This window comes from Mesorhizobium loti R88b (assembly GCF_013170845.1).
GTDB lineage: Bacteria > Pseudomonadota > Alphaproteobacteria > Rhizobiales > Rhizobiaceae > Mesorhizobium > Mesorhizobium loti_B.
This window is the reverse complement of sequence record NZ_CP033367.1, coordinates 2,701,489-2,723,103: the sequence shown is the minus strand read 5'-3', so window position 1 is coordinate 2,723,103 and position 21,615 is coordinate 2,701,489. Positions and strand designations below refer to the sequence as shown.

The window sequence follows — 21,615 nt, the reverse complement described above, 5'->3', positions numbered from 1 at the left end:
GGAAGTGCCTGTTAAGGCTAACCTCCAGAGGGGAACACTCGAGGACGCTAATGGGAGGAGAACGCGTCCAGGAGATGATCTATATATCTGCTCATCATGCCCAAGAAACAAGCATCTATTTTGCAACACACGCATGCAAAAAGATGGAGGCTGTGGTCTAACCCACTCCTGGAGCCAATAGGACCAGCAGAATCGCCAGAAATCGAGCACGCGGCGGGGCTGTTGCCGTCATGAAAACGTCATTCGCGGCCCGATTTTGCTCCCAAATGGTGAAAACAGCTGATGACCTGGAAACAGGCAGCCGCCGTTCAATTCTGAGGCAGCCAGGCGAGGAACAGCCAATGCGTCTCTTTTCCGCGATTGCCGGCAGCGGCCTTTTCCTGATTGCAGCGCCTGGCGTGGTTGCCGGACTGATTCCCTGGCTGCTCAGCGATCGCTGGGGCCGGCCGTGGTCCACCCTGCCGGGCTTCGTCCTTGCCGGCGGCGTCCTCATCGTCGCCGCGACCGCCGTGCTGCTGCATGCCTTCGCCCGCTTCGCATTCGAGGGGTCGGGCACGCCCGCCCCTGTCGCGCCGACCGAGAGGCTGGTGATCGGCGGCATCTACCGCCATGTCCGCAACCCCATGTATGTCGCCGTGCTGTCGATCATCCTCGGCCAGGCGCTGTTGTTCTCGAGCTGGACGCTTCTCGCCTATGCCGTCATCGGCGCTGGTGTCATGGGCGCCTTCGTCAGGCTCTACGAGGAGCCGACGCTCGCCCGACGCTACGGCGCCGAATACGAAACCTACCGCCGCAACGTTCCCGGCTGGGTGCCGCGCCTGACACCCTGGCGGGGCTGATCTCGGAATAGCGCGAGCATCAAAACGACCAAACGCGCGCCTTGGCTATGATGAAATCCCGGAACACGTGCAGCTTCGCCTGGTTCTTCATCGCATCGGGATAGGCGAAATAGGTGTCGAAGGACGGCACCTCGGTCTCCGGCAGGAGCTGCACCAGGCCGGAATCCTTCGAGATCACATAGTCGGGCAGCATGGCGACGCCGGCGCCGCCCTGCACGGCGCGCTTGATCGACAATATGTCGTTGATCTGCAGCGACGGCACGCGCTGGCCGCCATCGAAATCGCCGACCGTCTCCAGCCAGTTCAACTCCGACAGATGCGAGGGTACCGGCAGGCCGAAGGTGACGATGCGATGGTTCCTGAGCTCGGCGACCGAGGCCGGCTTGCCATGCTTGGCGACATAAGAGGGGGCTGCATAGAGGTGGAAATGCACGGTGAACAGGCGGCGCTGGATCAGGTCCGGCTGCTGTGGCTGGCGCAGCCTTATGGCGCAATCGGCCTGGCGCATGGTGAGGTCGAGTTCCTCATTGGCGAGGATCAGCTGCAGGCTGATTTCGGGATAGAGCTCGATGAACTCCTGCACCCGTTCCGTCAGCCAGCCGGCACCGAGGCCGACGGTCGTCGTCACGCGAAGCACGCCGGAGGGCCGGTCCTTGGTCTCGGTGAGGCGCGACTTGATGGTCTCGAGCTTCATCAGCACGTCATGCGCCGTACGAAACAGCATCTCGCCCTGCTCGGTCAGCACCAGGCCGCGGGCATGGCGGTTGAACAGCGGCACGCCGACATCATGTTCGAGCGCGCTGACCTGCCGCGAGATCGCCGATTGCGACAGATGCAATGTCTCGGCCGCGTGCGTAAACGACCCCGCTTCCGCCGCAGCGTGAAACACGCGTAGCTTGTCCCAGTCCAACGCCATAATTCCCCTCGTTCTGTTCGGCGTCTGAATGAAAAATCAGGCTTTTACACGGCGTTTCTAAGCCGCTTTTTTAACAGTTTTGTAAGCGGCCCCTATTCCGCTGCTTCGCGATGCACCTCGATGCCGGCCAGATACTTTTCGGCTTCGAGTGCTGCCATGCAGCCTAGCCCTGCGGCCGTCACCGCCTGGCGGTAGATATCGTCGGTCACGTCGCCTGCGGCAAACACGCCGGGCACATCGGTGCGCGTCGAATCCGGCGCCGTCCAGAGGTAGCCGTTCGGCTTCTGCTTCAGCTTGCCGGCGAACAGCTCGACCGCCGGCGCATGGCCGATCGCCACGAACACGCCGTCGACCTTGAGGTGCGTTTCGGCACCGGTCACCGCATGCCTGAGCTTCAGCCCTTCAACCGACGGCGGCAGCGGCGCCTTGCCGGGGCGGCCGGTGATCTCGTCGACGATCGTGTCCCAGATGACGCGGACATTTTCCTTCTTCAACAGCCGCTCGCGCAAGATGCGCTCGGCGCGGAAATCGCTGCGCCTGTGGATGACCGTGACACTCTTGGCGAGGTTCGACAGATAGAGCGCTTCTTCCACCGCCGAGTTGCCGCCGCCGACCACCGCGACATCCTTGCCGCGATAGAAGAAGCCGTCGCAGGTGGCGCAGGCGGAAACGCCGAAGCCCATGAAGTCCTGCTCGGTCGGAATGCCCAGCCACTTGGCCTGCGCGCCGGTGGCGATGATCAGCGCGTCGGCGGTGTAGGTGGTGCCGGAATCGCCCTTGGCGCGGAACGGCCGCGCGTTGAGGTCGACCTCGGTGATGATGTCGTTGATGATGTCGGTGCCGACATGCTCGGCCTGCTTGAGCATCTGCTCCATCAGCCACGGGCCCTGGATCGGGTCGGCGAAGCCGGGATAGTTTTCGACATCGGTGGTGATCATCAGCTGGCCGCCCTGCTGCAGGCCGGCGACGAGCATCGGCTTCAGCATGGCGCGTGCGGCATAGACAGCCGCCGTATAGCCGGCCGGGCCGGAACCGATGATGAGAACGGGCGCGTGCTTGGTGGTCATTTAAAGCCTCAGCGGGGCAGACAAGGAGTATGCCTTGGGAAAGGACGTGGAATTCGCGCTTAATGTAAGGGTTGCCAACCACGCCAGCAAGACGAACGGGCCGTCGTCCCCGGAAAGCTTCGGCCCAAGCGGTTATTCGCACGATGGCCGCTTTCGTTACCGATCAAAAATCACGTTGATGAGGGCTGGCGCCAACACAAAAGTCGTTTAATTACAAAATCGCGAAAGATTCTTGCGCCAAGCTGAGACGCCATGCCCCTGAAAGCCGACCTCGACGCCATCGACTGGAAGATCCTGCGCGAGTTGCAGGCGGACGGGCGCATGACCAATGTCGAACTGTCGAGCCGGGTCGGCATTTCGGCCCCGCCCTGCCTGCGCCGGGTCAAGCGACTGGAGGAAGCCGGCATCATCCGCGGCTACCGCGCGCTGCTCAATGCGCCGGCGCTCGGCCTCGATGTCGTCGCCTTCTGCCTGGTCGGCCTGCATCACCAGGCCGATGCCGAACTGCGGACCTTCGCCGAGCGCACGCGCGGTTGGCCGATCGTGCGCGATGCCTGGATGGTGTCGGGCGAATCCGATTTCCTGCTGCATTGCGTGGCAAGCGATCTCGGCGCCCTCCAGACGTTCGTCATCGAGGAACTGACCTCGACGCCGAATGTCGACACGGTGCGCACCGCGCTTACCATCCGCCGGGTCAAGGACGAAGGGCTGGTCTCGTTCGAGCGCCCCTGAGGCCGGGATGAACGCCTGCGCCGGCGAATTCCTGACCTTCGCCACACCGGCGCCGCGTTGGTATTCGACAGACGCTGATGTACAAGGCTGGACGGCCCTGCCGGAACAGGTAGCTTAGGCATCGTGAATTCCGGGGACGGCCCGCCATGGGAAGGGGACCATGACTCGATTTGCAAGCCCGGTCTCGGCGCTTCTCATCTGCATGAACGAGGCCGACATGATCGGCCCATGCCTGGAAAGCATCGACTTCTGCGCCGAGATCATCATCGTCGATTCCGGCTCGACCGACGGCACCGTCGAATGCGTGCAAGCCTATATCGCCAAGGGCTACCCGATAACCCTCATGCACAATGACTGGCAGGGGTTCCCGCGCCAGCGGCAATTCTCGCTCGACCATGCCACCCAGCCCTGGTGCCTTTCGATCGACCCGGATGAGCGCGTCGACGACCAGCTGCGGCAGTCGATCGTAGCCATCACGCAGGCCGCCGACGACAAGATCCGCGGCTGGTACATCCGCCGCCGCGATTGGCTGAAGGGCTACGGCTATGCGCATCGCTGGGTGCTGCACAACAGGCTGATGCGGCTCTTCCGCAGGGAAGGCGCCACCATGGATCTCACCGCGCGGGTGCATGAAGCCTTCCACGTGCCGGGCGAGACCGGCACGATCGAAAAGGGTGTCCTGCTGCATCGCCGCGAAATATCGGTCGCGGAGGATCTTGCCCGGGCCAATACCTATTCCGGCCTCAAGGCCGTCACGCTGGTCGAGAAGGGCAAGAAGCCCGGCTTGGTGCGGTTGGTGCTGTCGCCGTTCGGCAACTTCCTGAAATTCTACCTGGCCAAGCGTTACTTCCTGTGCGGCCGGCACGGCTTCGTCTACTCGATGTCGGTGATGATCTATTCCTTCGCCACCGAGGCCAAGCTCTACGAAGCGTCGGAGGGCAAGGATCAGGCGTGAGCCTTCTGGGCAGGATCAGGACCTGTTGTCCCCGCCTATCGTTTCAATGGCGGTGATAAGACCGGCCAAGTCATCCCGGTCATGCAGGCGCCTGATGGCGAAACCGGGTTGAACCGCCGCCTCATCGTCCACCAGCCAGCCCTGTGCCAGCCCGGCGCGCTTTCCCGCCTGCATGTCGGCCAGCTTGTCGCCGACGATCAGGGAGCGCTGGAGATCGAGATCGAGGCGTTTGCCCGCCTCGATCAGCATGCCCGGATTGGGTTTTCGCATCGGATGATCTGATACGGCGAGCGGTCCGACGCCCGCCTCGTGATAGGCGCAGGCAAGCACCATATCGACGAACACGCCCTGATCGCCCAGCAGCTCAAGCACGCGGCCGTTCACCGCCGCAAAGACACTCCAGCCGAAATAGCCGCGCGCGATGCCGGACTGGTTGGTGACCACGACGACCGGAACACCGGCCCGGTTGGCCGCCGCGATCGCCGGCACGATGTTGTCGCGCAACACGATCCCGGCCGGGTCGCTGGGATAGTCGGTGTCGACATTGATGGTGCCGTCACGGTCGAGGAACAGCGCCGGCAAGTGCTGGGGGAAAACCCGGTCGCCGATGCGCTCGACCCACAGGCCCGGCTCGGTCAGCCGAAGCCCTGTTCCGTCAACCATTATGCAGACGCGCTTCAACCACTTCGCAGAGGTAATGATAGAGGCACAGATGCCCCTGCTGGATGATCGGCGTCGAGGTCGAAGGCACGTTGAGCAGGATGTCGCACAAGGGCTTCAGCTTGCCGCCGGTGTCGCCAGTCAGGCCGATCACCGTCATGTCCATCATCCGCGCCTGTTCGGCGGCGGCGAGAATGCTTGGCGAATTGCCGCTGGTCGAGATGGCCAGCAGCACGCCGCCGGCCGAGCCATGCGCCTCAACCTGGCGCGAGAACACCGTGTCGAAGCCGTAATCATTGCCCCAGGCGGTCAGCACGGCGGCATTGGCCGGCAGCGCGATGACATTGTAGGCCTTGCGCTCCTTCAGGAAGCGCCCGACGAGCTCACCGGCAATATGGATCGCATCGCTGGCCGAGCCGCCATTGCCGGCGATCAGCAAGGCTTTCCCGGATGAAAGCGCCGTCACAACAGTGTTCGCCGCCCGCTCCATCTCGGCGGTGAGATCCCGCTCGACCATGGCTGAAATCGCTTCCGCCGAGCGGACCAGATAGTCGTTCAGTTCGGACATGAAACCCTCAGTTTGTGGAGCCGGCGCGCAATTTGCCGATGGTGCTGGTGGTGCTCTTGCCGGCGACGAGATCGACCAGCACGACGCGTCCGCCGGCCTTCTGCACCACATCGGCGCCGACCACGGTGTCGATCGTATAATCCGCGCCCTTGACCAGAATGTCGGGCAACAGCGCCTCGATCAGCGCCAGCGGCGTATCCTCCTCGAAGACCACGACCGCATCGACCGAGGCAAGCGCCGCAAGCACGCAGGCGCGGTCATGCTGGTCGTTGACCGGGCGGCCCGGCCCTTTCAGCCGCCGCACCGAGGCATCGCTGTTGAGGCCGAGCACCAGCCGGTCGCACTGGCTGCGCGCGGCGTGCAAGAGACTGACATGGCCGGCATGCAATATGTCGAAGCAGCCATTGGTGAAACCGACGCTCAGGCCCTCTTCCTTCCACGCCGCCACCATGCGCGCCGCCGATGTGGCATCGAGGATGGCATCTTTGTGGGCGGTCGGTCCGTGCGAGCGGAACAGCGCGCCGGTGAGTTCCTCGACCGTCAAACGCGCGGTACCGCGTTTGCCCACCACAACGCCGCCAGCGGCATTGGCGATAACCGCGGCCTGCACGCGATCGGCGCCTGCCGCGAGCGAGAGCGCGAAGGTGGCGATCACCGTGTCGCCAGCACCGGAAACGTCGAACACTTCCCGCGCCTGGGTGGCGATGTGGCGGGCATCCTCGGCGGTAACGACGCTCATGCCTTTCTCGCTGCGCGTGGCGACGATGAAATCAAAATCATGGGTCGCAATCAGATCGCGCGCCGCGGCCTCGATCTCGTCGTCACCAAACACCTTGCGACCGACCGCCTCGCCAAGCTCCTTGCGGTTGGGCGTGACCGCCGTGGCGCCGGCATAGCGTGCATAATCATGGCCCTTGGGGTCGACCAGCGCCGGCTTTCCCGCATCACGGCAGATGGCAATCAGCTCGCCGGCGACACCGTCAAGCAGGATGCCCTTGCCGTAATCGGAGAGGATGACGATGTCCGCGCGCGTCAGTTCGGCCTGGAAATGCTCGATCAGCATCGCACGCTCATGGGCGGAGAGTGGCTTGATCTCTTCCTCGTCGAAGCGCAGCACTTGCTGGTTGAGGGCGCTGAAGCGGCTCTTCGACGACGTCATGCGGCCGCGCTCCTGCGCCAGCCCTGCCGTGTCGGCGCCAAGTTCGCCCAGCATCCGCACCAGGCTGTCGCCGGCGGCGTCGGTGCCGATCACCGACACCGGAATGGCGCGCGCGCCAAGCGAGATGATGTTGGCCACGACATTGCCGGCGCCGCCCATCGCCGAAGTCTCGCCGCGCCCATGCAGCACCGGGATCGGCGCTTCCGGCGAAATCCGCTCGATGACACCGTTGACGAAACGGTCGAGGATGAGGTCGCCGACCACCAGCACGGTGACGCCGCCAAAGCGCGCAATGGCGCGGTGCAAGGGTTCGGCGGAAGGCGGATTGTGCTTGATCATGTCACTGGCAATGTGTGGAGAGGCTGATCTGTGTCGTGCTGAAAATTGTCAATTTACGGGCCGGACCCCGACAGCGAAGCCGATATACCGCAAATCCACGCAGCGCAACGGCAGCACGGCACACCTCCGCGCGGTCAGCTCTTCTGCAGCGCAACGTGAACGCCAAGCCCGACCAGCACCGCGCCGCCGGCCCGCTGCATCAGCCGCTGCGCCCGGCTCGAACGCCGCAGCCGGCCGATCACCATTCCGGCGAGGAAGACGCAGACGATGTCGGCCGAGGAGAACATCAGGTTGACGATGGTTCCCAGCACCACGAATTGCAGCCAGACCGGAAGGGCCGCCGAGGCATCGATGAACTGCGGCAGAAACGCCATGAAGAAAATCGCGGTCTTGGGATTGAGCAGCTCAACGGTGATGCTCTCGAAAAACGCACGACGGGCCGATTTGCGTTCAAGAACAGGAAGCGCCATCTCGCCTTCGACCCGCTTGCGAAACAGCGAGACACCGAGCCAGATCAGATAGAGCGCGCCGACCAGCTTGACCGCCATGTAGAGCGGCGGCACGGCGTGAAACAGCACGGACAGGCCGGCGGCAGCGGCGAAAACATGAAAATAACCACCAAGATGGATGCCAAGTGCGGCCGTCAGTCCCGACCAGCGCCCGCGCGCCATGGTCTGCGCAGCCGCATAAAGCATGGCCGGACCCGGAATATAGGCAAAGATCGCCGTGGTGGCGAAAAACGCGATGAGCAGTTCGGTCGACGGCATTTTTTGTCCCTTGTGATCCTGCCGTGCAGGCCGTTCAGTCAGCCCGTGGGATAGCTTTGGATTGGCCTGCGCGAACAACCGCGATGAAAGCGGACATGACTTTTTTGTGGAACGACGGACTGAATGCGCCGATCCGCGCACCGGGTTCGAAGTAGGCTGAAGATTCCATGATATCGTGGTTGTACTCGTCGACTATGACCCAAAGGGGGATAGGGTCAAGGCCGGCACGGCGGCGTTCAATTTCCGGAACGCCAACAGCGATGCGATCGCGGCCGGGCTGCGTTGAAGTGATTGCAAGGATAAAGAGATTAGTGCCGCCGGCTTTCCCGGGAAGGACAGCCACGAAGGCGACAGGTCGTGTCTTGCGACCTTCGGTCTCGCCGTCTCCATGTTGACGGTGCCACAGATATGGATATCGCCAGACGTCCGCGGCGGCCGGTTTAATCACGGTCCAATTCCGCAGAGTATTCCTCGAGCATCCCGGCATGTTCGGACGGGGCGTCCTTGGCCGCGTAAGCGCGGCGGCTGTCATTGACGAAGCGAGCCTCGTAAGCCTCGATGCTCATCAGGACGTATCTCGGCTTGTTGTGACGCGTGATGGATACGGGCTGCTGGCTGGCGGCCGCAAGCACGTCTCCAAGGTTCTGTTTCAGATCGGTCGATGGATAATGTTTCATGGGACACTCTGTTTTGTCCATAATAGACAAAATGGACAAAACAGACAAGCAAGAACACAGCGAGATAGCGGAACGCCTGCTTTGTCGACAGTCCGGCTGGCCTCCCTTATAAGGACCGGAATCGCAAGCAACCAGAGGCCTTCATGATCATCGTCACGGGCGGCGCCGGCATGATCGGCTCCAACATCGTCGCCGCGCTCAACGCCGAAGGCCATGACGACATCGTCGTCGTCGACGATCTGACTGACGGCCACAAGATCGCCAACCTCGCCGATCTCAAGATTGCTGACTACCTCGACAAGGACGATTTCTGCGCCCTTCTGGAGGATGGCGGGCTCGGCCGCATCGAGGCCGTCTTCCACCAGGGCGCCTGCTCGACCACCACTGAATGGAATGGCAAGTTCATGATGGAGGTGAACTACGCCTATTCGAAGCGGCTTTTGCATGCCTGCCTCGAACTGCGCGTGCCTTTCCTCTATGCCTCGTCGGCCTCGGTCTATGGCGGCGGCAGCGAGTTCCGCGAGGAACCGGAGTTCGAACGGCCGCTCAACGTCTATGCCTATTCCAAGAAACTTTTCGACGATTATGTCCGCCGCACCGTCTTCGATACCGACCATTCGCCAGTGGCCGGCTTGCGCTATTTCAACGTCTACGGCCCGCGCGAGGCGCACAAGGGCACCATGGCCTCGGTCGCCTTCCATCTGTTCAACCAGGTCGAGCAAGGCCAGAACCCGAAGCTGTTCGGCGCCTATGACGGTTTTGGTCCCGGCGAACAAAGCCGCGACTTCATTCATGTCGGTGACGTCGCCGACGTCAATCTGTGGCTGTGGAAGCGGGGCTCGAGCGGCATCTTCAACTGCGGCACCGGCCGCGCCCAACCCTTCCGCGCCATTGCCGAAACCGTCATCGACACGCTGGGCAAGGGCGAGATCGAATTCATCCCCTTTCCCGACCACCTCAAGGGCAGCTACCAGAGCTTCACGCAAGCTGATATGTCCCGTTTGCGCGCGGCCGGTTACAACGGCCAGTTCCGGACAGTGGAAACCGGTGTCAGAGACTATGTCGAATGGCTGAAAGCCCAACGATCCTCGTGATCGGCCCACGCTGGGTGGGCGACATGGTGATGGCGCAGTGCCTGTTTTCGGCGCTGAAGGAGCTCCATCCCAACGCCGCCATCGATGTGCTGGCGCCAGCCTGGGCCGCGCCGCTGGTCAAGCGCATGCCCGAGTTACGCCAGCAGATCGACTTTCCGCTGAAGCCCGGTGCGCTCGAATTCACCCATCGCCGCCGCTTCGGCCGCCTGCTGCGCGGCCGTTACGACATGGCCTATATCCTGCCCGGCAGCTGGAAGTCGGCGCTGATCCCCTTCTTTGCCCATATTCCGCGCCGCTTCGGCAATCTCAGGGAAATGCGCTATGGCCTGCTGACCGATATCGTGCCGCTGCCCGAGGCCGTGAAACGTCGCACCGCGCAGGCCTATTTCGGCCTCGCCCAGGGCGGCAGTTTTCGCGCCCCTCATCTGACCGTGGATGCGAAAAACCAGGCCGCCCTGCTCGACCGTTTCGGGCTGGCGCCACAGAAATTCGCGGCCCTGATGCCCGGTGCCGAATTCGGCCCGGCCAAGCGCTGGCCGAGCGAACGCTATGCCGGCCTCGCCCGCGGGTTCATGGCAAAAGGTTTGAAGGTCGCCCTGTTCGGTTCGAAGAACGACCGCGACGTGACGGCGGAGATCGCAGCCCTTGCTCCCGGCGTCATCGACCTTGCCGGCCAGACACGGCTGGAGGACGCCATCGACCTGATCGCGGCGGCCAGGCTGGCGGTTTCCAACGACAGCGGGCTGATGCATGTCGCGGCGGGCGTCGGCACGCCGATCGTCGCCGTCTATGGCTCGACCTCGCCTCAGAACACGCCGCCGCTGGCGGAACGTCGCGAACTGGTCTGGCTCGGCCTGTCCTGCTCGCCTTGCCACCAGAAGGTCTGCCCGCTCGGCCATCTCAACTGCCTGAAGACATTGGAAGTCGGACAGGTTGCGGCGGCGGCGGATCGGCTGCTGAAAATTCCGGCGGCGGCATGAAGGTGCTGATCGTCAAGACATCGTCGATGGGCGATGTCATCCACACATTTCCGGCGGTCGAGGATGCCAGTTTCGCCAGGCCGGACGTGTCCTTCGACTGGTGCGTCGAAGAGGCATTCGCCGGCGTTGTCGCGCTGCATCCGGCGATCGCTGGTATTCACACGGTCGCGATCCGGCGCTGGCGCAAGGCGCTGTTCAGTGGCGGCACCTGGCGCGAGGCGGTTGCGCTGCGCCGCAACTTACGCGAATGCCGCTACGACCTGGTCATCGATGCGCAGGGCTTGCTGAAATCGGCCCTGGTGGCACGGCAGGCGGGCGCCCCGATCGCCGGCTTTGACCGCTCGAGCGCACGCGAACCTTCGGCGACGCTGTTTTATGACGTAACCTACGCCGTGCCGCGTGACCTGCACGCCATCGAACGGACGCGCCGGCTGTTTGGACTGGCGCTTGGCTACCAGCCCGATTTGTCGACGCTCGGGTCAGGCATTGCGCCACCACCCGGCGGTCGCGCCGGCATCACCGGGAAAACCGCCTTCCTGCTGCACGGCACCAGCCGCGAGGACAAGAAATGGCCGGTCGAAGACTGGATCGGAACCGCCCGCCTGCTGGTCGAGCGCGGCCTGACGCCGGTCACCACCTGGTCGAACGAACGTGAAAAGGCTGTCGCCGAAGCGATCGCCAGGGCCATCCCATCCACGATCGTGGTGCCAAAATCGCCGCTGGCCGACATCGCCGCCATCCTCGGCCGTTCGACGCTAGTCGTCGGCGCCGACACCGGCCTGACCCACCTCGCCAGCGCCTTCGGCCTGCCGACGGTCGCGGTGTTTTTGGCGACAGAGCCAGGTTTAACGGGTCCGCGCGGCCCGTACGCATCGACGCTGCTTGCAGCACTCGGCGGGCGTGTGACGCCGGTGGAGGTCATTGCGGTGGCGGAAAGATTGCTGGAGCTTAAGGTCGGCGCCGGCAGCGAGTGATTTATCCAATCAGTTCAACCGGAAAGGTCAGCGCTGCCCCTCATCCGCCTGCCGGCACCTTCTCCTCATATAGTGATGGGGAGAAGGGAGCTGCGCGCAGCGCCAGCGCCCTCTTGCACCGTTGAAATTGGCGAAACGATCAATGCGAGCATCTTTCTCCCCGTCACTCTACGGGGAGAAATGCCCGGCAGGACAATGAGGGGCAGCGCAAACCTTCTCTTGAATAGGCGCCTGCGCCCAAATCTCTAAATGAACTGCACCTGGACGATCTCATATCCCCGTGCACCGCCGGGCGCATTGACCTCGATGGCGTCGCCGACTTCCTTGCCGATCAGCGCGCGCGCGATGGGTGAGGAGATCGAGATGCGGCCCGATTTCACATCGGCTTCCTGGTCGCCGACGATCTGGTAGGTCTTCTTTTCCTCAGTATCCTCGTCGACCAGCACGACGGTGGCGCCGAACTTGACCTTTTCACCGCTGAGCTTGCTGACATCGATCACTTCAGCGCGCGCGATATAGTCTTCGAGCTCGTTGACGCGGCCCTCATTGAGGCTCTGCGCCTCCTTGGCGGCATGATATTCGGCATTTTCGGACAGGTCGCCATGCGAGCGCGCTTCGGAGATCGCCTCGATGATGCGCGGCCGCTCTTGCTGCTGGCGCCAACGCAGTTCTTCCTTCAATGACGCGAACCCCTCGCCTGTCATCGGGACCTTGTTCATGACGCCTGACCTTTCCTGCCGCCACCCCCGCGTTTCGGGGAAAGCCTTGTCACAAAAAGAAAACGGGTCCGGCAGCCTCGGGCTAACGGAACCGTTTCACCGCAATTTCCCAAGATATAGCAATCTTTCCGGGTTTTTCACGCCCAAAAATCGGTTTTGCGAAAATCATCCCCGCTTTCATCAGCGAGGTGGCGCATAAGATAGCAGGTAAAAAAACGGCCGCGATCGCTCGCGGCCGCTTGGGGAACCTTTCGAGAGGCTGATCAGCTCCTCATGAAGTGATCGATCTGCTCCGAAAGCATGCCGTATTCGCGCGAACCCTTGCCGGTGCGCTTCTCGATTTCCGTCAGCTGCTGCTGGGCGCCGGCCAGATCGCCGATCTGGAGATGCGCTTCGCCGAGATATTCCCGCACCAGCGTGTAGTTCGGGTCGATGCGCAACGCTTCCTCGTAATAGCCGAGGCCGACGGTGACACGGCCGGAATGGCGGTGCGAATAGCCGAGATAGTTGAGGATGCGCGGATCCTGCTTGTTGGCGGCAAGGCTGAGCACCGCGATCGCTTCGTCATAGCGACCAGCCAGCGCCAGCGCATGGCCGGCATCATAGATGCTGTCGTCGTCCAGCATGCCTTCCTGCGGTGCAACGCACTTTTTCTTCTTCTTGTCCCAGACCTGGCCCTTCTTGCACTGGGTGACCGTCTGGTCGGTACCGGTACTGTCGCCGCCGGCGGCGAACACCGGAACGGCCATGAACTGCAGGGCGAGAAGCGCGCCCGCCGCCTGGATCAGCACTCTTTTATGCATGGAAGCCTCCTTGAGGGGTGAGAATGCAAGACTAACGCCGCATGGCCCGGGTTTCATCCCGGAAAAAAGCAGAATTGGAGAACATCAGGTGACGCATGCCTGAAATCCGCTATCATCCAGCCAACGACTGACGGAGACGACCCGTGCAGCGACGGCTTGAAAAGGACTGGGACCTTACGATCGGCCCCGACACTGTGCGCCTGTTCATTCTCAAGGCCAAGGCCTTGAGTGCCGCCGTCAACGAGGATTATGCCGACGGCGCCGAGCACGAGGTCGAACTCGACGGCGAGTCCCATGTCAACCATCACCATGACGGTCTCGCCGAGGAGAGCTCGGAAAACCTCACCGAGGAAGAGCTGCGCGAGCTGATCAACGACCTCAATGTCGATGAAGCCGCCGAACTGGTGGCGCTCGCCTGGGTCGGCCGCGGCGACTACGATGCGTCGGAGTGGGCGGATGCGCTGGCCGCGGCGCGCGAACGCGCCAGCAAGCGCACGGCGAAGTACCTGCTTGGCATGCCGCTGCTTGCCGACTGGCTGGAGGAAGGGCTGGAAGCGATCGGCGCGTAACGGCGCGGTTACCGTTCGTGATGGGCTGAAGGCAACTTCCGGGCGCGCGCGCCGTTGTCGGCGATGGGGTCGCTTGTCTTTTCCCGAATTTACAGGATTGTACTGGCCACGGCCGTCACCGCTTTGCTGGTGACGCCTGCCGACGCCAGACATCGCCACAAGCATCACGGGCCGCTGTCCCCTCGGGTGGAACAGCCGTTGACGCCACGGGTCGACCAGCCGTTGAAGCCGCGTGGCCGGCATAAGACGAAATCGCGCGTGGAACAGCAGTCCGCTCCGAGCACGGCCCCGCAGAAAACGCAAAATCCCCCGCCATTGTCTGCGACGCCATCGCCTCCGCTGCCATCGCCTGCCGATGCTCCGGTGCCTGAACCACGTCCCGCAGCCGCTGCAAAGACGGAAGACCAGAAGACCGATGTTCCCAAGATAGAGGATCCCAAGACAAACGGGGCCAAGTCTGACGCCCCCATCCCTGACGCAGATTCCGACCAGTTCAATGAAGAAAAGTCCCGTCAGAAAAAGCAGGCGCGTCCCGAGCCTTCGGCCCCGGAGCCGTCAACGGATACGGAAAGTGAGCCTGAGCCACCGGCCGATGTGCCTATCCCGACACCAAAGCCCGACACCGCCGAGCCTGAGGCTCAGCCGCCGGCTGTCGCCCCGCAACCGCCGCCAAAGCCTGCGGATGCCGGCGACAAGAAGATGCTTCCCGACGCGCGCTCTGCCGACCTGCCTGCGGACAAGATGCCCGCCGACGAAGTTGCTTGCCGTGAGCGCCTGAAGGCGCTTGGCGTCGAATTCGAGGAGCACAAGGCGGAAAGCAATCCCGAAATCGGCTGTTCCATCCCATACCCGATCGTGATCAAGACGCTGAACAAGTCGGTCGCTATCGGCCCTGCCACCGAGCTCAATTGCTCGATGGCCGAAGCCGCCGCCCGCTTCACCATCGATGTTATTGAGCCGGCCGCCAAGGCGGAGTTCGGCACAGAGGTGAAATCGATCAGCCAGGCCTCGGCCTTCGTCTGCCGGCCGCGCCACGGCACCAGAAAACTGTCCGAACATGCTTTCGGCAACGCGCTCGATATCGGCAGCTTCACACTCTCCGACGGAAAGAAGATCGAAATCAGCCCGACGCCGCCGGAGAAGGACGCAAAATTCCTCAACGCGGTGCGCAAGGCTGCCTGCGGTCCGTTCAAGACGGTGCTTGGACCGGGTGCCGACGCCGACCACGCGCTGCATTTCCATCTCGATCTCGAACCGCGCAAACATGGCGGGACGTTCTGCCAGTAGGCGGTCGACTGGACGGCTTGCCGCATTTCAGCCGCAGGCGTGAACAGGGACGCTGAGTTTTCCTTTACCCTTGATCGTTAAAATGCCGGATAACCACGATTGGGATTCCGCCAATGACCGGCAAAATTCGCGCCGTGTTTTTCGTCACCGCGCGCCACTCGAAACCCGTAATGCTGCTGGCCGCCGGCCTGACGCTTGCGGCCGTTTCGGCCTGCAACACCGGTAGCGTGCTGTCGCTGCAGCCGGCCGTCGATGTCGGCACGCAGACCTCGGCCGTGCCGCAATATACGGGCATGCAGAAGCTTGTCCCGTCCAATCCCTACATGACGCAGGCCGCCTATCCGCGTATGGATGAGCCGATGTCGCCGGTCGAGCAGATACCGGCCAGCGAAACCGACTGCCGCCAGCAGTTGAAGCGCCTCGATGTCGCCTACACCGACATGGCGCCGATCCATGAAGGCCAGTGCGGCATCGATTACCCCGTAAAAGTCACGGCCATCGGCAGCATCCAGATGAAACCCGCCGCGACCCTGACCTGCGACATGGCGGCTACCTTCGCTGCCTGGACCAAGAACGAGCTCGTTCCCTCCGCCCGCTGGCGCTACTTCTCCGGCGTCAAGACCATCCACCAGGGCTCGAGCTATTCCTGCCGCAACATCGCCGGCGAAGGTGTTTTGTCCGAGCACGGCAAGGGCAACGCGCTCGACGTCATGAGCATCGAGCTCAACAATGGCGACGATATCGACGTGCGCAAGCCCGGCCTGTTCGCCTTCCGCACGCGAGGCTTCCTCAACAATGTGCGCGCCGATGGCTGCCAGTATTTCACCACCGTGCTCGGCCCCGGTTACAATTACGACCACCGCAACCATTTCCATTTCGACATCAAGAACCGCAAGAACGGCTATCGCGCCTGCCGGTAGAGTATCGGGCGACACCATGTCACCCTTTGCCGAAGGGCTGCCTCACCGCATAGAGTGACGGTGGAACGGTGGGGCGGCGGCAAATGAGCCAACGAAGCATACAGCGCCGTGTAGCAATCTGGCTGGCAACCTTTCTGGCCGCCTGGCTCGCGCTCGCCTATCTCGCTGCACCCGAATTCTGGACATTCCGGGAGCGCGGTTTTCGTGACCAGCGCTTCGAAATGGTGACGCACACGCCGCAAGGCATTCCGGGCGACCCGATCAATGTCGGCCTCGTCGGCACTGAGAAGGAGGTGGTCCATGGCTTCGCCGTCGCCGGCTGGGATACCGCTGACGCCGTCACATTGAGGACAGCCATCGATATCGGCGAAAGTGTCCTGTTTTCCCGCCCCTATCCCGATGCGCCGATGAGCCGCCTGGTGTTCGAAGGCCGCGCCCAGGATCTCGCTTTCGAAAAGCCGGTCGGCGACAGTGCCGACCGGCGCCACCACGTCCGCTTCTGGCAGACCGATACGGTGGGCGACGACGGCCGCCCGCTTTGGCTGGGCTCCGCCAGCTTCGATCGCGGCGTCGGTCTCAGCCACGACACGGGCGCGATCACGCACCACATCGCTCCGGACATCGATGCCGAACGCGACTTCCTGATCGACGACCTGAACGCAGCCGCTCTGCTGGCATCGACCAGCGACATGGGAGGCATCGGCCCCACCAGGACTGGCCGCAACGGCGGCGGCGACCCCTATTTCACCGACGGCAAGGCAATCATCGGCGTGCTGAAGGACCTGAAGTGACCAACGGCAAGGTCAGGTCGAGCTGATCACGATCTTGCCGAACGGCCCCTTCTCCAAATGCTGCAAGGCCTGCGGCACCTCGTCAAAGCCAAAGACCTTGTCGATGACCGGCTTGATGCCGAGCGCCTCGATCGCCTGGTTCATCCGCTCGAAAGACCGGCGATGGCCGATCGACAGGCCCTGCACGGTGATGCGGTTGCGCATGAAGGGCAGGATCGGGAAACTGAGTTCCATCGAACCCAGAAGACCGATGATCGAGAGCCGGCCATCGGCGGCCAGCGCGTTGAGCGATTGCCGCGCATTGTCGCCGCCGACCATTTCCAGCACATGGTTGACGCCCAGCCCGTCCGTCAGCGCACGCGCGGCTTCGTCCCATGCCGGCTGCGTGCGGTAGTTGATCCCCTGCCAGGCACCAAGCTTTCTTGCCCGCTCAAGCTTCTCGTCACTGCTCGAGGTGACGATGGAGCGCAAGCCGAATGCCTTGGCGAACTGCAGCGCAAACAGCGACACGCCGCCAGTGCCCTGGATGAGGACGGTCTGGCCCGCCACCGGTCTGGTCGCCTCAGCCATCGCAAACCAGGCCGTCAACGCAGCGATCGGCAGCGTCGCCGCCTCGATGTCGCTGAGCGATGGCGGCGCCAGCACAGCGGCATCCTCGCCAAAGACAACATGGTCTGAAAGCATCCCCGACAGTGAGGAACCAAGGGTATGCTTGTGCAGCACGGGCGGAGCGTCGCCATCCGGCCAGTCGGCGATCACCTGGCCAAGCACACGCTGCCCGACCTTGAAGCGGCTGACCGCGCTGCCGACAGCCACCACCTCGCCCACCGCGTCCGACGTCGGCACGAAGGGAAAGCTGAGGTCGGGGATCAGCGTGCCCTCGACGATCATCTTGTCCTTGTAGTTCAGCGACACGGCTTTCGTACGCACCAGAAGATCGTGCGGCCCGGCTTCGGGGATTTCGCCCGTCACCTGGCTCAGCCTGGACAGGCCGAAACCGCTCATCTGCCAGGATCTGTTGATTTGGGTGCTCATGTCGCTTCGCGCTCCGTGATTGATGGCCACGCGAGACATTTATGCTTTTTAACTATAGAAAATAGAGCTTCTATGCGGCATATCAGGCAACTGATTGATAATTTAAATTCGCCAATTGGAACCGTCATGGAATCGACCGACCTGCAAGGCATCGTCGCATTCGTCCAGGCCGTGGAGGCTGGCAGCTTCACCGGCGCCGGCGAGCGGCTGCATGTGACAAAGTCGGCGATCGGCAAGTCGGTCGCCCAATTGGAGCAGCGGCTCGGCGTTCGCCTGCTCAACCGCACCACCCGCAGCCTCAGTCCGACCAGCGAAGGCGAGTGCTACTATGAGGCCTGCGTCAGGGCGCTGGCCGAGATCGAGGCGGCGCAGTCACTGCTTGCCTCGCGCCGGCAGATCCCGTCCGGCCGCCTGCGCATCGACGTGCCGCTCGCCTTCGGCCGGCGCTGCGTCGCACCCGTCCTGTTTGCGATTTCCAGGAAATTCCCGGAGCTGACGGTGGAAATCTCCTTCAACGACCGCCGCGTCGACCTGATCGAGGAAGGCATCGACCTCGCGGTGCGCATGGGAGAACTGGACGACAGCCTGTCGCTCGCGGCCAGACGCATCTATGCCCAGCGCTCGGCCATCTGTGCGGCTCCCGCCTATCTCAGGGAACACGGCAGGCCGCGATCGGTCGACGATCTCGCCCATCATAGCGTCATCGGTTATGGCCGCGAGGGCGTCGTCCGCCCCTGGGTGATCAGGCATGGCGACGGCCATCTGACGACCTTCGTCCCCAAGGCGAGGCTGGTTCTCGGCCATGGCGAACCGATGCTCGATGCCGCCCTTGCCGGTTGTGGGATCGCCTTCCTGCCGACCTGGCTGGCAGCCGACAGCCTCGGGAATGGCGATCTCGAAATGGTCCTGTCGGACTGTCTCGTGGAAAACATCGTCGTGCATGCCGTGTGGCCAGTGACGCGCGCGCTCACCCCAAAGGTGCGTGTTGTCGTCGACGCTCTCGTCGAACATTTTTCGGCGCCGCCTTGGGACAAGGCCTGAAAGCCACGCGTCATATTCTAAAAATGCTGGCGGACTATTTTCGAAGGCAGCGCCGCAATGCTATTGAGCCCTCATGCTATACGTTGAAATCGCTATCGTGGTCGTCCTCATCTGCGTGAACGGCCTGTTGTCGATGTCCGAACTCGCTATCGTTTCATCGCGCCCGGCTAGGCTCAAGGCGATGATCGACCGCGGCATCAATGGCGCCGGCCGCGCGCTCGACCTTGGCTCGAATCCCGGCAAGTTCCTGTCCTCGGTGCAGATCGGCATCACGCTGGTCGGTGTGCTGTCCGGCGCCTTCTCCGGCGCCACGCTGGGCGACCGGCTGTCGGTGTACCTGGCCTCGACCGGCATGCGCGAAAGCGTTGCCGACCCGCTCGGCGTCGGCATTGTCGTTGCCATCATCACCTATTTCTCGCTGATCGTCGGCGAACTTGTGCCCAAGCAGATCGCGCTGCGCGATCCCGAACGCGTCGCTGCCCGCGCTGCTCCGGCCATGACCATCCTCGCCACCGTCTCAGCACCCCTGGTGTTCCTGCTCGACATCTCCGGCCGCGCAATATTGTGGCTGCTTGGCCAGCGCGGCGAAAGCGAGGAGAAGGTCACCGACGAGGAGATCAAGATGCTGGTCGCCGAGGCCGAGCATCATGGCACCATCGAATCCGACGAGCGGCGCATGATTGCCGGCGTCATGCGGCTTGGCGACCGCGCCGTGCGCGCGGTGATGACACCGCGCACCGAGGTCGACTGGATCAATCTGCAGTCCGACGACACGGCGATCCGCAAGCTCTTGATGGAAACCCAGCATTCGCGCCTGCCGGCAGGCGACGGCGGTGTCGACGTCATGGTTGGCGTCGTCCAGACGCGCGACGTGCTCGCCGCGATCCTTGCCGGCCGCACGCTCGACCCGCGCAAGCATGTGCGCGCCGCCCCCATCGTCTACGACCAGGCCGACGCGCTTGATGTGCTGCACAAGCTCAAGGAATCCGACGTGCCGATGGCGCTGGTGCATGATGAATACGGCCATTTCGAAGGCATCGTCACCCCGGCCGACATTCTCGAAGCCATCACCGGCGTGTTCCGCGCGGATCTCGATGCCGGCGACGAGGAAAACGCCGTCAAGCGCGAGGACGGCTCATGGCTGCTCGCCGGCTACATGCAGGCCGACGAGATGGCCGAGATCCTGGGCATCGACCTGCCCGAAAACCGCGACTACGAGACCGTCGCCGGCTATGTGCTGTCGCACATGCATCATCTGCCGGCGACCGGCGAATGCGTCGACGCGCAAGGCTGGCGCTTCGAGGTCGTCGACCTCGACGGCCGCCGCATCGACAAGCTGATCGCCACCCGCCTGCCGGGCAGCCAACGCGAAGCGGTGCGCTGATCGTTCGATTCCCAATGTCTACCGCTCCGTGAAGGCGCGAGCGAAGGAATCGAGCATCGGCCGTGCCAGATACTCGAAGAATGTCCGGTTGCCGGTGTTGATGAACACCTCGACAGGCGTTCCGGGATAAAGCTGCTCGGGTTCCACGCCGGACGGCAACTCTGCGGCAATCCTGAGCCTGGCGCGGAAATAGGGCTCATGCGTGGCCTGGTCGATGAGCCGGTCCGCGGAAATTTGTGTCACGGTGGCTGAAACCTCTGGGGTAAGCCGCATGTTCAAGGCCGACAGTCGCAGTTTCGCCGGCTGGCCGACACGGACCTGGTCGATGTCTTTTGGCCGCAGCCTTGCATCGACGATCAGGCCCGATGCCGTGGGCAGGATCTCCATGATCTTTTCGCCGGGGGCAATCACGCTGCCCTTGGAATTGTAGGTCGACGAGACGACTATGCCCGCCGCCGGCGCCTTGATCGTCGTTCGCCGCAGCACCGCCTCCGCCGCCCCGATCTGTTCCTCGAAGTCGGCCAGGTTGGAACGAACCTCCTCCAGCTTCGTCAGCGCCTCCTCCACGCGTTGCGTGGTCTGGCGCTCGCTCTGCTCCTGGGCTTCGACGATCTGGGCGTTGGCCGCTGCGATATTGGCTTCCAGCATCCCGGCCTGCCCGACGAGATCGGCCTCGCTGCGCAAGAGCTGGGAGTATTCGGTACGGTTGGTGAGGCCCTTGTCCAGCAGGCTGGTCTTGATGCCGAGTTCCTTCTTCACGATTTCGACTTGTTGCTGAATGGCCTGTTTCTGGGACTGCAATCCCACGACAGACTGGCGATGCATGGCTAGACGTTGGGCGAGGATCGATTGTTCCGATCGAAACCGGGCGAGCCTGGCGTGGAATTCCTTCTGCTGTTCTCGAACCAACATCTCGAAATCGGCCTGGAACGGCGCTGGCGCCGCTTTGGTGATTGGCGCCAGCCGGTCCAATCCGTCGCGTTCCGCCTCCAGCCGCGCCGCGCTCGCCCTGAGCGCGATCGACTGTCTTGTCAACCGGTTGAGCTGTGCCCGCGCGGCCGTTGGATCGAGCACGATCAGATCCTGGGCCTGTTGCACGCGATCGCCTTCATGGACCAGCAATTCCTGGACGATGCCGCCCTCGGGATGCTGGATCAGGATGTTTCCGCCGGTCGCCGAGATCGTCCCTTGCGTGATCACCGCTCCCGACAAGGGCGCGCTGACGCACCAATAGCCAAAGCAACCCACCAATAGTGCTATCGCCGCGTATCCGGCGGATGCCACACGCCTTATGTCGGTGCGCGGACTGCCTTCCCAAGCGAGGCTCTGGACTGCCATG

The 21,615-nt window shown here is 63.1% G+C and carries 24 protein-coding genes; 12 read left to right on the top strand and 12 right to left on the bottom strand.

The window, feature by feature from the left end; translation table 11 throughout:
- Positions 1–341 precede the first annotated feature (341 nt).
- On the top strand, positions 342–839 hold the full coding sequence (locus EB235_RS13180; protein WP_027030548.1) for a methyltransferase family protein: 498 nt from the start codon (positions 342–344) through the stop codon (positions 837–839).
- A gap of 19 nt (positions 840–858) precedes the next feature.
- On the opposite strand, the gene EB235_RS13175 is transcribed toward EB235_RS13180, so the two are convergent.
- Entirely contained in the window at positions 859–1,755 is an 897-nt protein-coding gene (locus EB235_RS13175; RefSeq protein ID WP_027030549.1) for a LysR family transcriptional regulator, read from the bottom strand.
- 92 nt (positions 1,756–1,847) lie between these two features.
- A complete protein-coding gene (gene trxB, locus EB235_RS13170; protein WP_027030550.1) occupies positions 1,848–2,822 on the bottom strand; it encodes a thioredoxin-disulfide reductase in 975 nt (324 codons plus the stop codon).
- 252 nt (positions 2,823–3,074) lie between these two features.
- On the opposite strand from trxB, the gene EB235_RS13165 reads away from it, so the two are divergent.
- Complete coding sequence (locus EB235_RS13165) at positions 3,075–3,554, top strand: Lrp/AsnC family transcriptional regulator (RefSeq protein WP_027030551.1); 480 nt, start codon at positions 3,075–3,077, stop codon at positions 3,552–3,554.
- Between the two features lie 160 nt (positions 3,555–3,714).
- Positions 3,715–4,509: a glycosyltransferase family 2 protein gene (locus tag EB235_RS13160; protein WP_027030552.1), complete on the top strand. Its 795-nt coding sequence runs from the start codon at positions 3,715–3,717 to the stop codon at positions 4,507–4,509.
- A gap of 15 nt (positions 4,510–4,524) precedes the next feature.
- On the opposite strand, the gene gmhB is transcribed toward EB235_RS13160, so the two are convergent.
- The 6 genes from gmhB to EB235_RS13130 form a co-directional block, all read right to left on the bottom strand.
- Complete coding sequence (gene gmhB, locus EB235_RS13155; protein ID WP_027030553.1) at positions 4,525–5,172, bottom strand: D-glycero-beta-D-manno-heptose 1,7-bisphosphate 7-phosphatase; 648 nt, start codon at positions 5,170–5,172, stop codon at positions 4,525–4,527.
- On the bottom strand, positions 5,165–5,737 hold the full coding sequence (locus tag EB235_RS13150) for a D-sedoheptulose-7-phosphate isomerase (RefSeq protein WP_027030554.1): 573 nt from the start codon (positions 5,735–5,737) through the stop codon (positions 5,165–5,167). Before EB235_RS13150 ends, gmhB begins: the two co-directional genes overlap by 8 nt.
- 7 nt (positions 5,738–5,744) lie before the next feature.
- A complete protein-coding gene (rfaE1, locus tag EB235_RS13145) occupies positions 5,745–7,235 on the bottom strand; it encodes a D-glycero-beta-D-manno-heptose-7-phosphate kinase (RefSeq protein WP_027030555.1) in 1,491 nt (496 codons plus the stop codon).
- Positions 7,236–7,369: 134 nt separating this feature from the next.
- Positions 7,370–8,002, bottom strand: a complete 633-nt coding sequence (locus tag EB235_RS13140; protein WP_027030556.1) for a LysE family translocator — start codon at positions 8,000–8,002, stop codon at positions 7,370–7,372.
- Positions 8,003–8,036: 34 nt separating this feature from the next.
- Entirely contained in the window at positions 8,037–8,450 is a 414-nt protein-coding gene (locus tag EB235_RS13135) for a hypothetical protein (protein ID WP_027030557.1), read from the bottom strand.
- Entirely contained in the window at positions 8,443–8,679 is a 237-nt protein-coding gene (locus EB235_RS13130; RefSeq protein ID WP_027030558.1) for a type II toxin-antitoxin system Phd/YefM family antitoxin, read from the bottom strand. The genes EB235_RS13135 and EB235_RS13130 overlap by 8 nt, the downstream gene beginning before the upstream one ends.
- Before the next feature lie 143 nt (positions 8,680–8,822).
- On the opposite strand from EB235_RS13130, the gene rfaD reads away from it, so the two are divergent.
- Genes rfaD through waaC form a run of 3 tightly spaced genes read left to right on the top strand, consistent with a single transcriptional unit; the run spans position 8,823 to position 11,727 of the window.
- The gene (rfaD, locus tag EB235_RS13125; protein ID WP_027030559.1) at positions 8,823–9,773 is read left to right on the top strand and encodes an ADP-glyceromanno-heptose 6-epimerase; all 951 of its coding nucleotides are present in this window, start codon (positions 8,823–8,825) and stop codon (positions 9,771–9,773) included.
- Positions 9,746–10,753, top strand: coding sequence for a lipopolysaccharide heptosyltransferase II (gene waaF / locus EB235_RS13120; RefSeq protein ID WP_027034736.1), 1,008 nt, complete (start codon positions 9,746–9,748; stop codon positions 10,751–10,753). The genes rfaD and waaF overlap by 28 nt, the downstream gene beginning before the upstream one ends.
- Positions 10,750–11,727, top strand: a complete 978-nt coding sequence (gene waaC / locus EB235_RS13115) for a lipopolysaccharide heptosyltransferase I (protein ID WP_027030560.1) — start codon at positions 10,750–10,752, stop codon at positions 11,725–11,727. Before waaF ends, waaC begins: the two co-directional genes overlap by 4 nt.
- Before the next feature lie 245 nt (positions 11,728–11,972).
- Here waaC and greA read toward each other — a convergent pair whose 3' ends face one another.
- Entirely contained in the window at positions 11,973–12,446 is a 474-nt protein-coding gene (gene greA, locus EB235_RS13110) for a transcription elongation factor GreA (protein ID WP_027030561.1), read from the bottom strand.
- Positions 12,447–12,709: 263 nt separating this feature from the next.
- A complete protein-coding gene (locus tag EB235_RS13105; protein WP_027030562.1) occupies positions 12,710–13,249 on the bottom strand; it encodes a tetratricopeptide repeat protein in 540 nt (179 codons plus the stop codon).
- Between the two features lie 143 nt (positions 13,250–13,392).
- On the opposite strand from EB235_RS13105, the gene EB235_RS13100 reads away from it, so the two are divergent.
- The 4 genes from EB235_RS13100 (at position 13,393) to EB235_RS13085 (ending at position 16,816) form a co-directional block, all read left to right on the top strand.
- Positions 13,393–13,818: a DUF3775 domain-containing protein gene (locus EB235_RS13100; protein WP_027030563.1), complete on the top strand. Its 426-nt coding sequence runs from the start codon at positions 13,393–13,395 to the stop codon at positions 13,816–13,818.
- Positions 13,819–14,412: 594 nt separating this feature from the next.
- Entirely contained in the window at positions 14,413–15,105 is a 693-nt protein-coding gene (locus EB235_RS34735; RefSeq protein ID WP_245268814.1) for an extensin-like domain-containing protein, read from the top strand.
- Between the two features lie 113 nt (positions 15,106–15,218).
- Positions 15,219–16,025, top strand: coding sequence for an extensin-like domain-containing protein (locus tag EB235_RS13090; protein ID WP_027030565.1), 807 nt, complete (start codon positions 15,219–15,221; stop codon positions 16,023–16,025).
- 83 nt (positions 16,026–16,108) lie between these two features.
- Positions 16,109–16,816 (top strand): LssY C-terminal domain-containing protein, encoded by a 708-nt coding sequence (locus EB235_RS13085; protein ID WP_027030566.1) that lies wholly within the window; start codon positions 16,109–16,111, stop codon positions 16,814–16,816.
- 12 nt (positions 16,817–16,828) lie between these two features.
- Here the strand turns inward: EB235_RS13085 and EB235_RS13080 are convergent, their stop codons facing one another.
- Entirely contained in the window at positions 16,829–17,851 is a 1,023-nt protein-coding gene (locus EB235_RS13080; RefSeq protein WP_027030567.1) for a zinc-dependent alcohol dehydrogenase family protein, read from the bottom strand.
- 126 nt (positions 17,852–17,977) lie between these two features.
- Between EB235_RS13080 and EB235_RS13075 the strand changes: the two genes are divergently transcribed.
- On the top strand, positions 17,978–18,892 hold the full coding sequence (locus EB235_RS13075; protein WP_027030568.1) for a LysR family transcriptional regulator: 915 nt from the start codon (positions 17,978–17,980) through the stop codon (positions 18,890–18,892).
- Between the two features lie 73 nt (positions 18,893–18,965).
- Positions 18,966–20,276: a hemolysin family protein gene (locus EB235_RS13070; protein WP_027030569.1), complete on the top strand. Its 1,311-nt coding sequence runs from the start codon at positions 18,966–18,968 to the stop codon at positions 20,274–20,276.
- Positions 20,277–20,294: 18 nt separating this feature from the next.
- Here EB235_RS13070 and EB235_RS13065 read toward each other — a convergent pair whose 3' ends face one another.
- Positions 20,295–21,614, bottom strand: a complete 1,320-nt coding sequence (locus tag EB235_RS13065) for an HlyD family type I secretion periplasmic adaptor subunit (RefSeq protein ID WP_027030570.1) — start codon at positions 21,612–21,614, stop codon at positions 20,295–20,297.
- Position 21,615 lies beyond the last annotated feature (1 nt).

Bases quoted from the DNA above. Each gene is read 5' to 3' on its own strand.
- EB235_RS13180 (WP_027030548.1), top strand. From the start codon at position 342: ATGCGTCTCTTTTCCGCGATTGCCGGCAGCGGCCTTTTCCTGATTGCA.
- EB235_RS13175 (WP_027030549.1), bottom strand. From the start codon at position 1,755: ATGGCGTTGGACTGGGACAAGCTACGCGTGTTTCACGCTGCGGCGGAA.
- trxB (WP_027030550.1), bottom strand. From the start codon at position 2,822: ATGACCACCAAGCACGCGCCCGTTCTCATCATCGGTTCCGGCCCGGCC.
- EB235_RS13165 (WP_027030551.1), top strand. From the start codon at position 3,075: ATGCCCCTGAAAGCCGACCTCGACGCCATCGACTGGAAGATCCTGCGC.
- EB235_RS13160 (WP_027030552.1), top strand. From the start codon at position 3,715: ATGACTCGATTTGCAAGCCCGGTCTCGGCGCTTCTCATCTGCATGAAC.
- gmhB (WP_027030553.1), bottom strand. From the start codon at position 5,172: ATGGTTGACGGAACAGGGCTTCGGCTGACCGAGCCGGGCCTGTGGGTC.
- EB235_RS13150 (WP_027030554.1), bottom strand. From the start codon at position 5,737: ATGTCCGAACTGAACGACTATCTGGTCCGCTCGGCGGAAGCGATTTCA.
- rfaE1 (WP_027030555.1), bottom strand. From the start codon at position 7,235: ATGATCAAGCACAATCCGCCTTCCGCCGAACCCTTGCACCGCGCCATT.
- EB235_RS13140 (WP_027030556.1), bottom strand. From the start codon at position 8,002: ATGCCGTCGACCGAACTGCTCATCGCGTTTTTCGCCACCACGGCGATC.
- EB235_RS13130 (WP_027030558.1), bottom strand. From the start codon at position 8,679: ATGAAACATTATCCATCGACCGATCTGAAACAGAACCTTGGAGACGTG.
- rfaD (WP_027030559.1), top strand. From the start codon at position 8,823: ATGATCATCGTCACGGGCGGCGCCGGCATGATCGGCTCCAACATCGTC.
- waaF (WP_027034736.1), top strand. From the start codon at position 9,746: ATGGCTGAAAGCCCAACGATCCTCGTGATCGGCCCACGCTGGGTGGGC.
- waaC (WP_027030560.1), top strand. From the start codon at position 10,750: ATGAAGGTGCTGATCGTCAAGACATCGTCGATGGGCGATGTCATCCAC.
- greA (WP_027030561.1), bottom strand. From the start codon at position 12,446: ATGAACAAGGTCCCGATGACAGGCGAGGGGTTCGCGTCATTGAAGGAA.
- EB235_RS13105 (WP_027030562.1), bottom strand. From the start codon at position 13,249: ATGCATAAAAGAGTGCTGATCCAGGCGGCGGGCGCGCTTCTCGCCCTG.
- EB235_RS13090 (WP_027030565.1), top strand. From the start codon at position 15,219: ATGACCGGCAAAATTCGCGCCGTGTTTTTCGTCACCGCGCGCCACTCG.
- EB235_RS13085 (WP_027030566.1), top strand. From the start codon at position 16,109: ATGAGCCAACGAAGCATACAGCGCCGTGTAGCAATCTGGCTGGCAACC.
- EB235_RS13080 (WP_027030567.1), bottom strand. From the start codon at position 17,851: ATGAGCACCCAAATCAACAGATCCTGGCAGATGAGCGGTTTCGGCCTG.
- EB235_RS13075 (WP_027030568.1), top strand. From the start codon at position 17,978: ATGGAATCGACCGACCTGCAAGGCATCGTCGCATTCGTCCAGGCCGTG.
- EB235_RS13070 (WP_027030569.1), top strand. From the start codon at position 18,966: ATGCTATACGTTGAAATCGCTATCGTGGTCGTCCTCATCTGCGTGAAC.
- EB235_RS13065 (WP_027030570.1), bottom strand. From the start codon at position 21,614: ATGGCAGTCCAGAGCCTCGCTTGGGAAGGCAGTCCGCGCACCGACATA.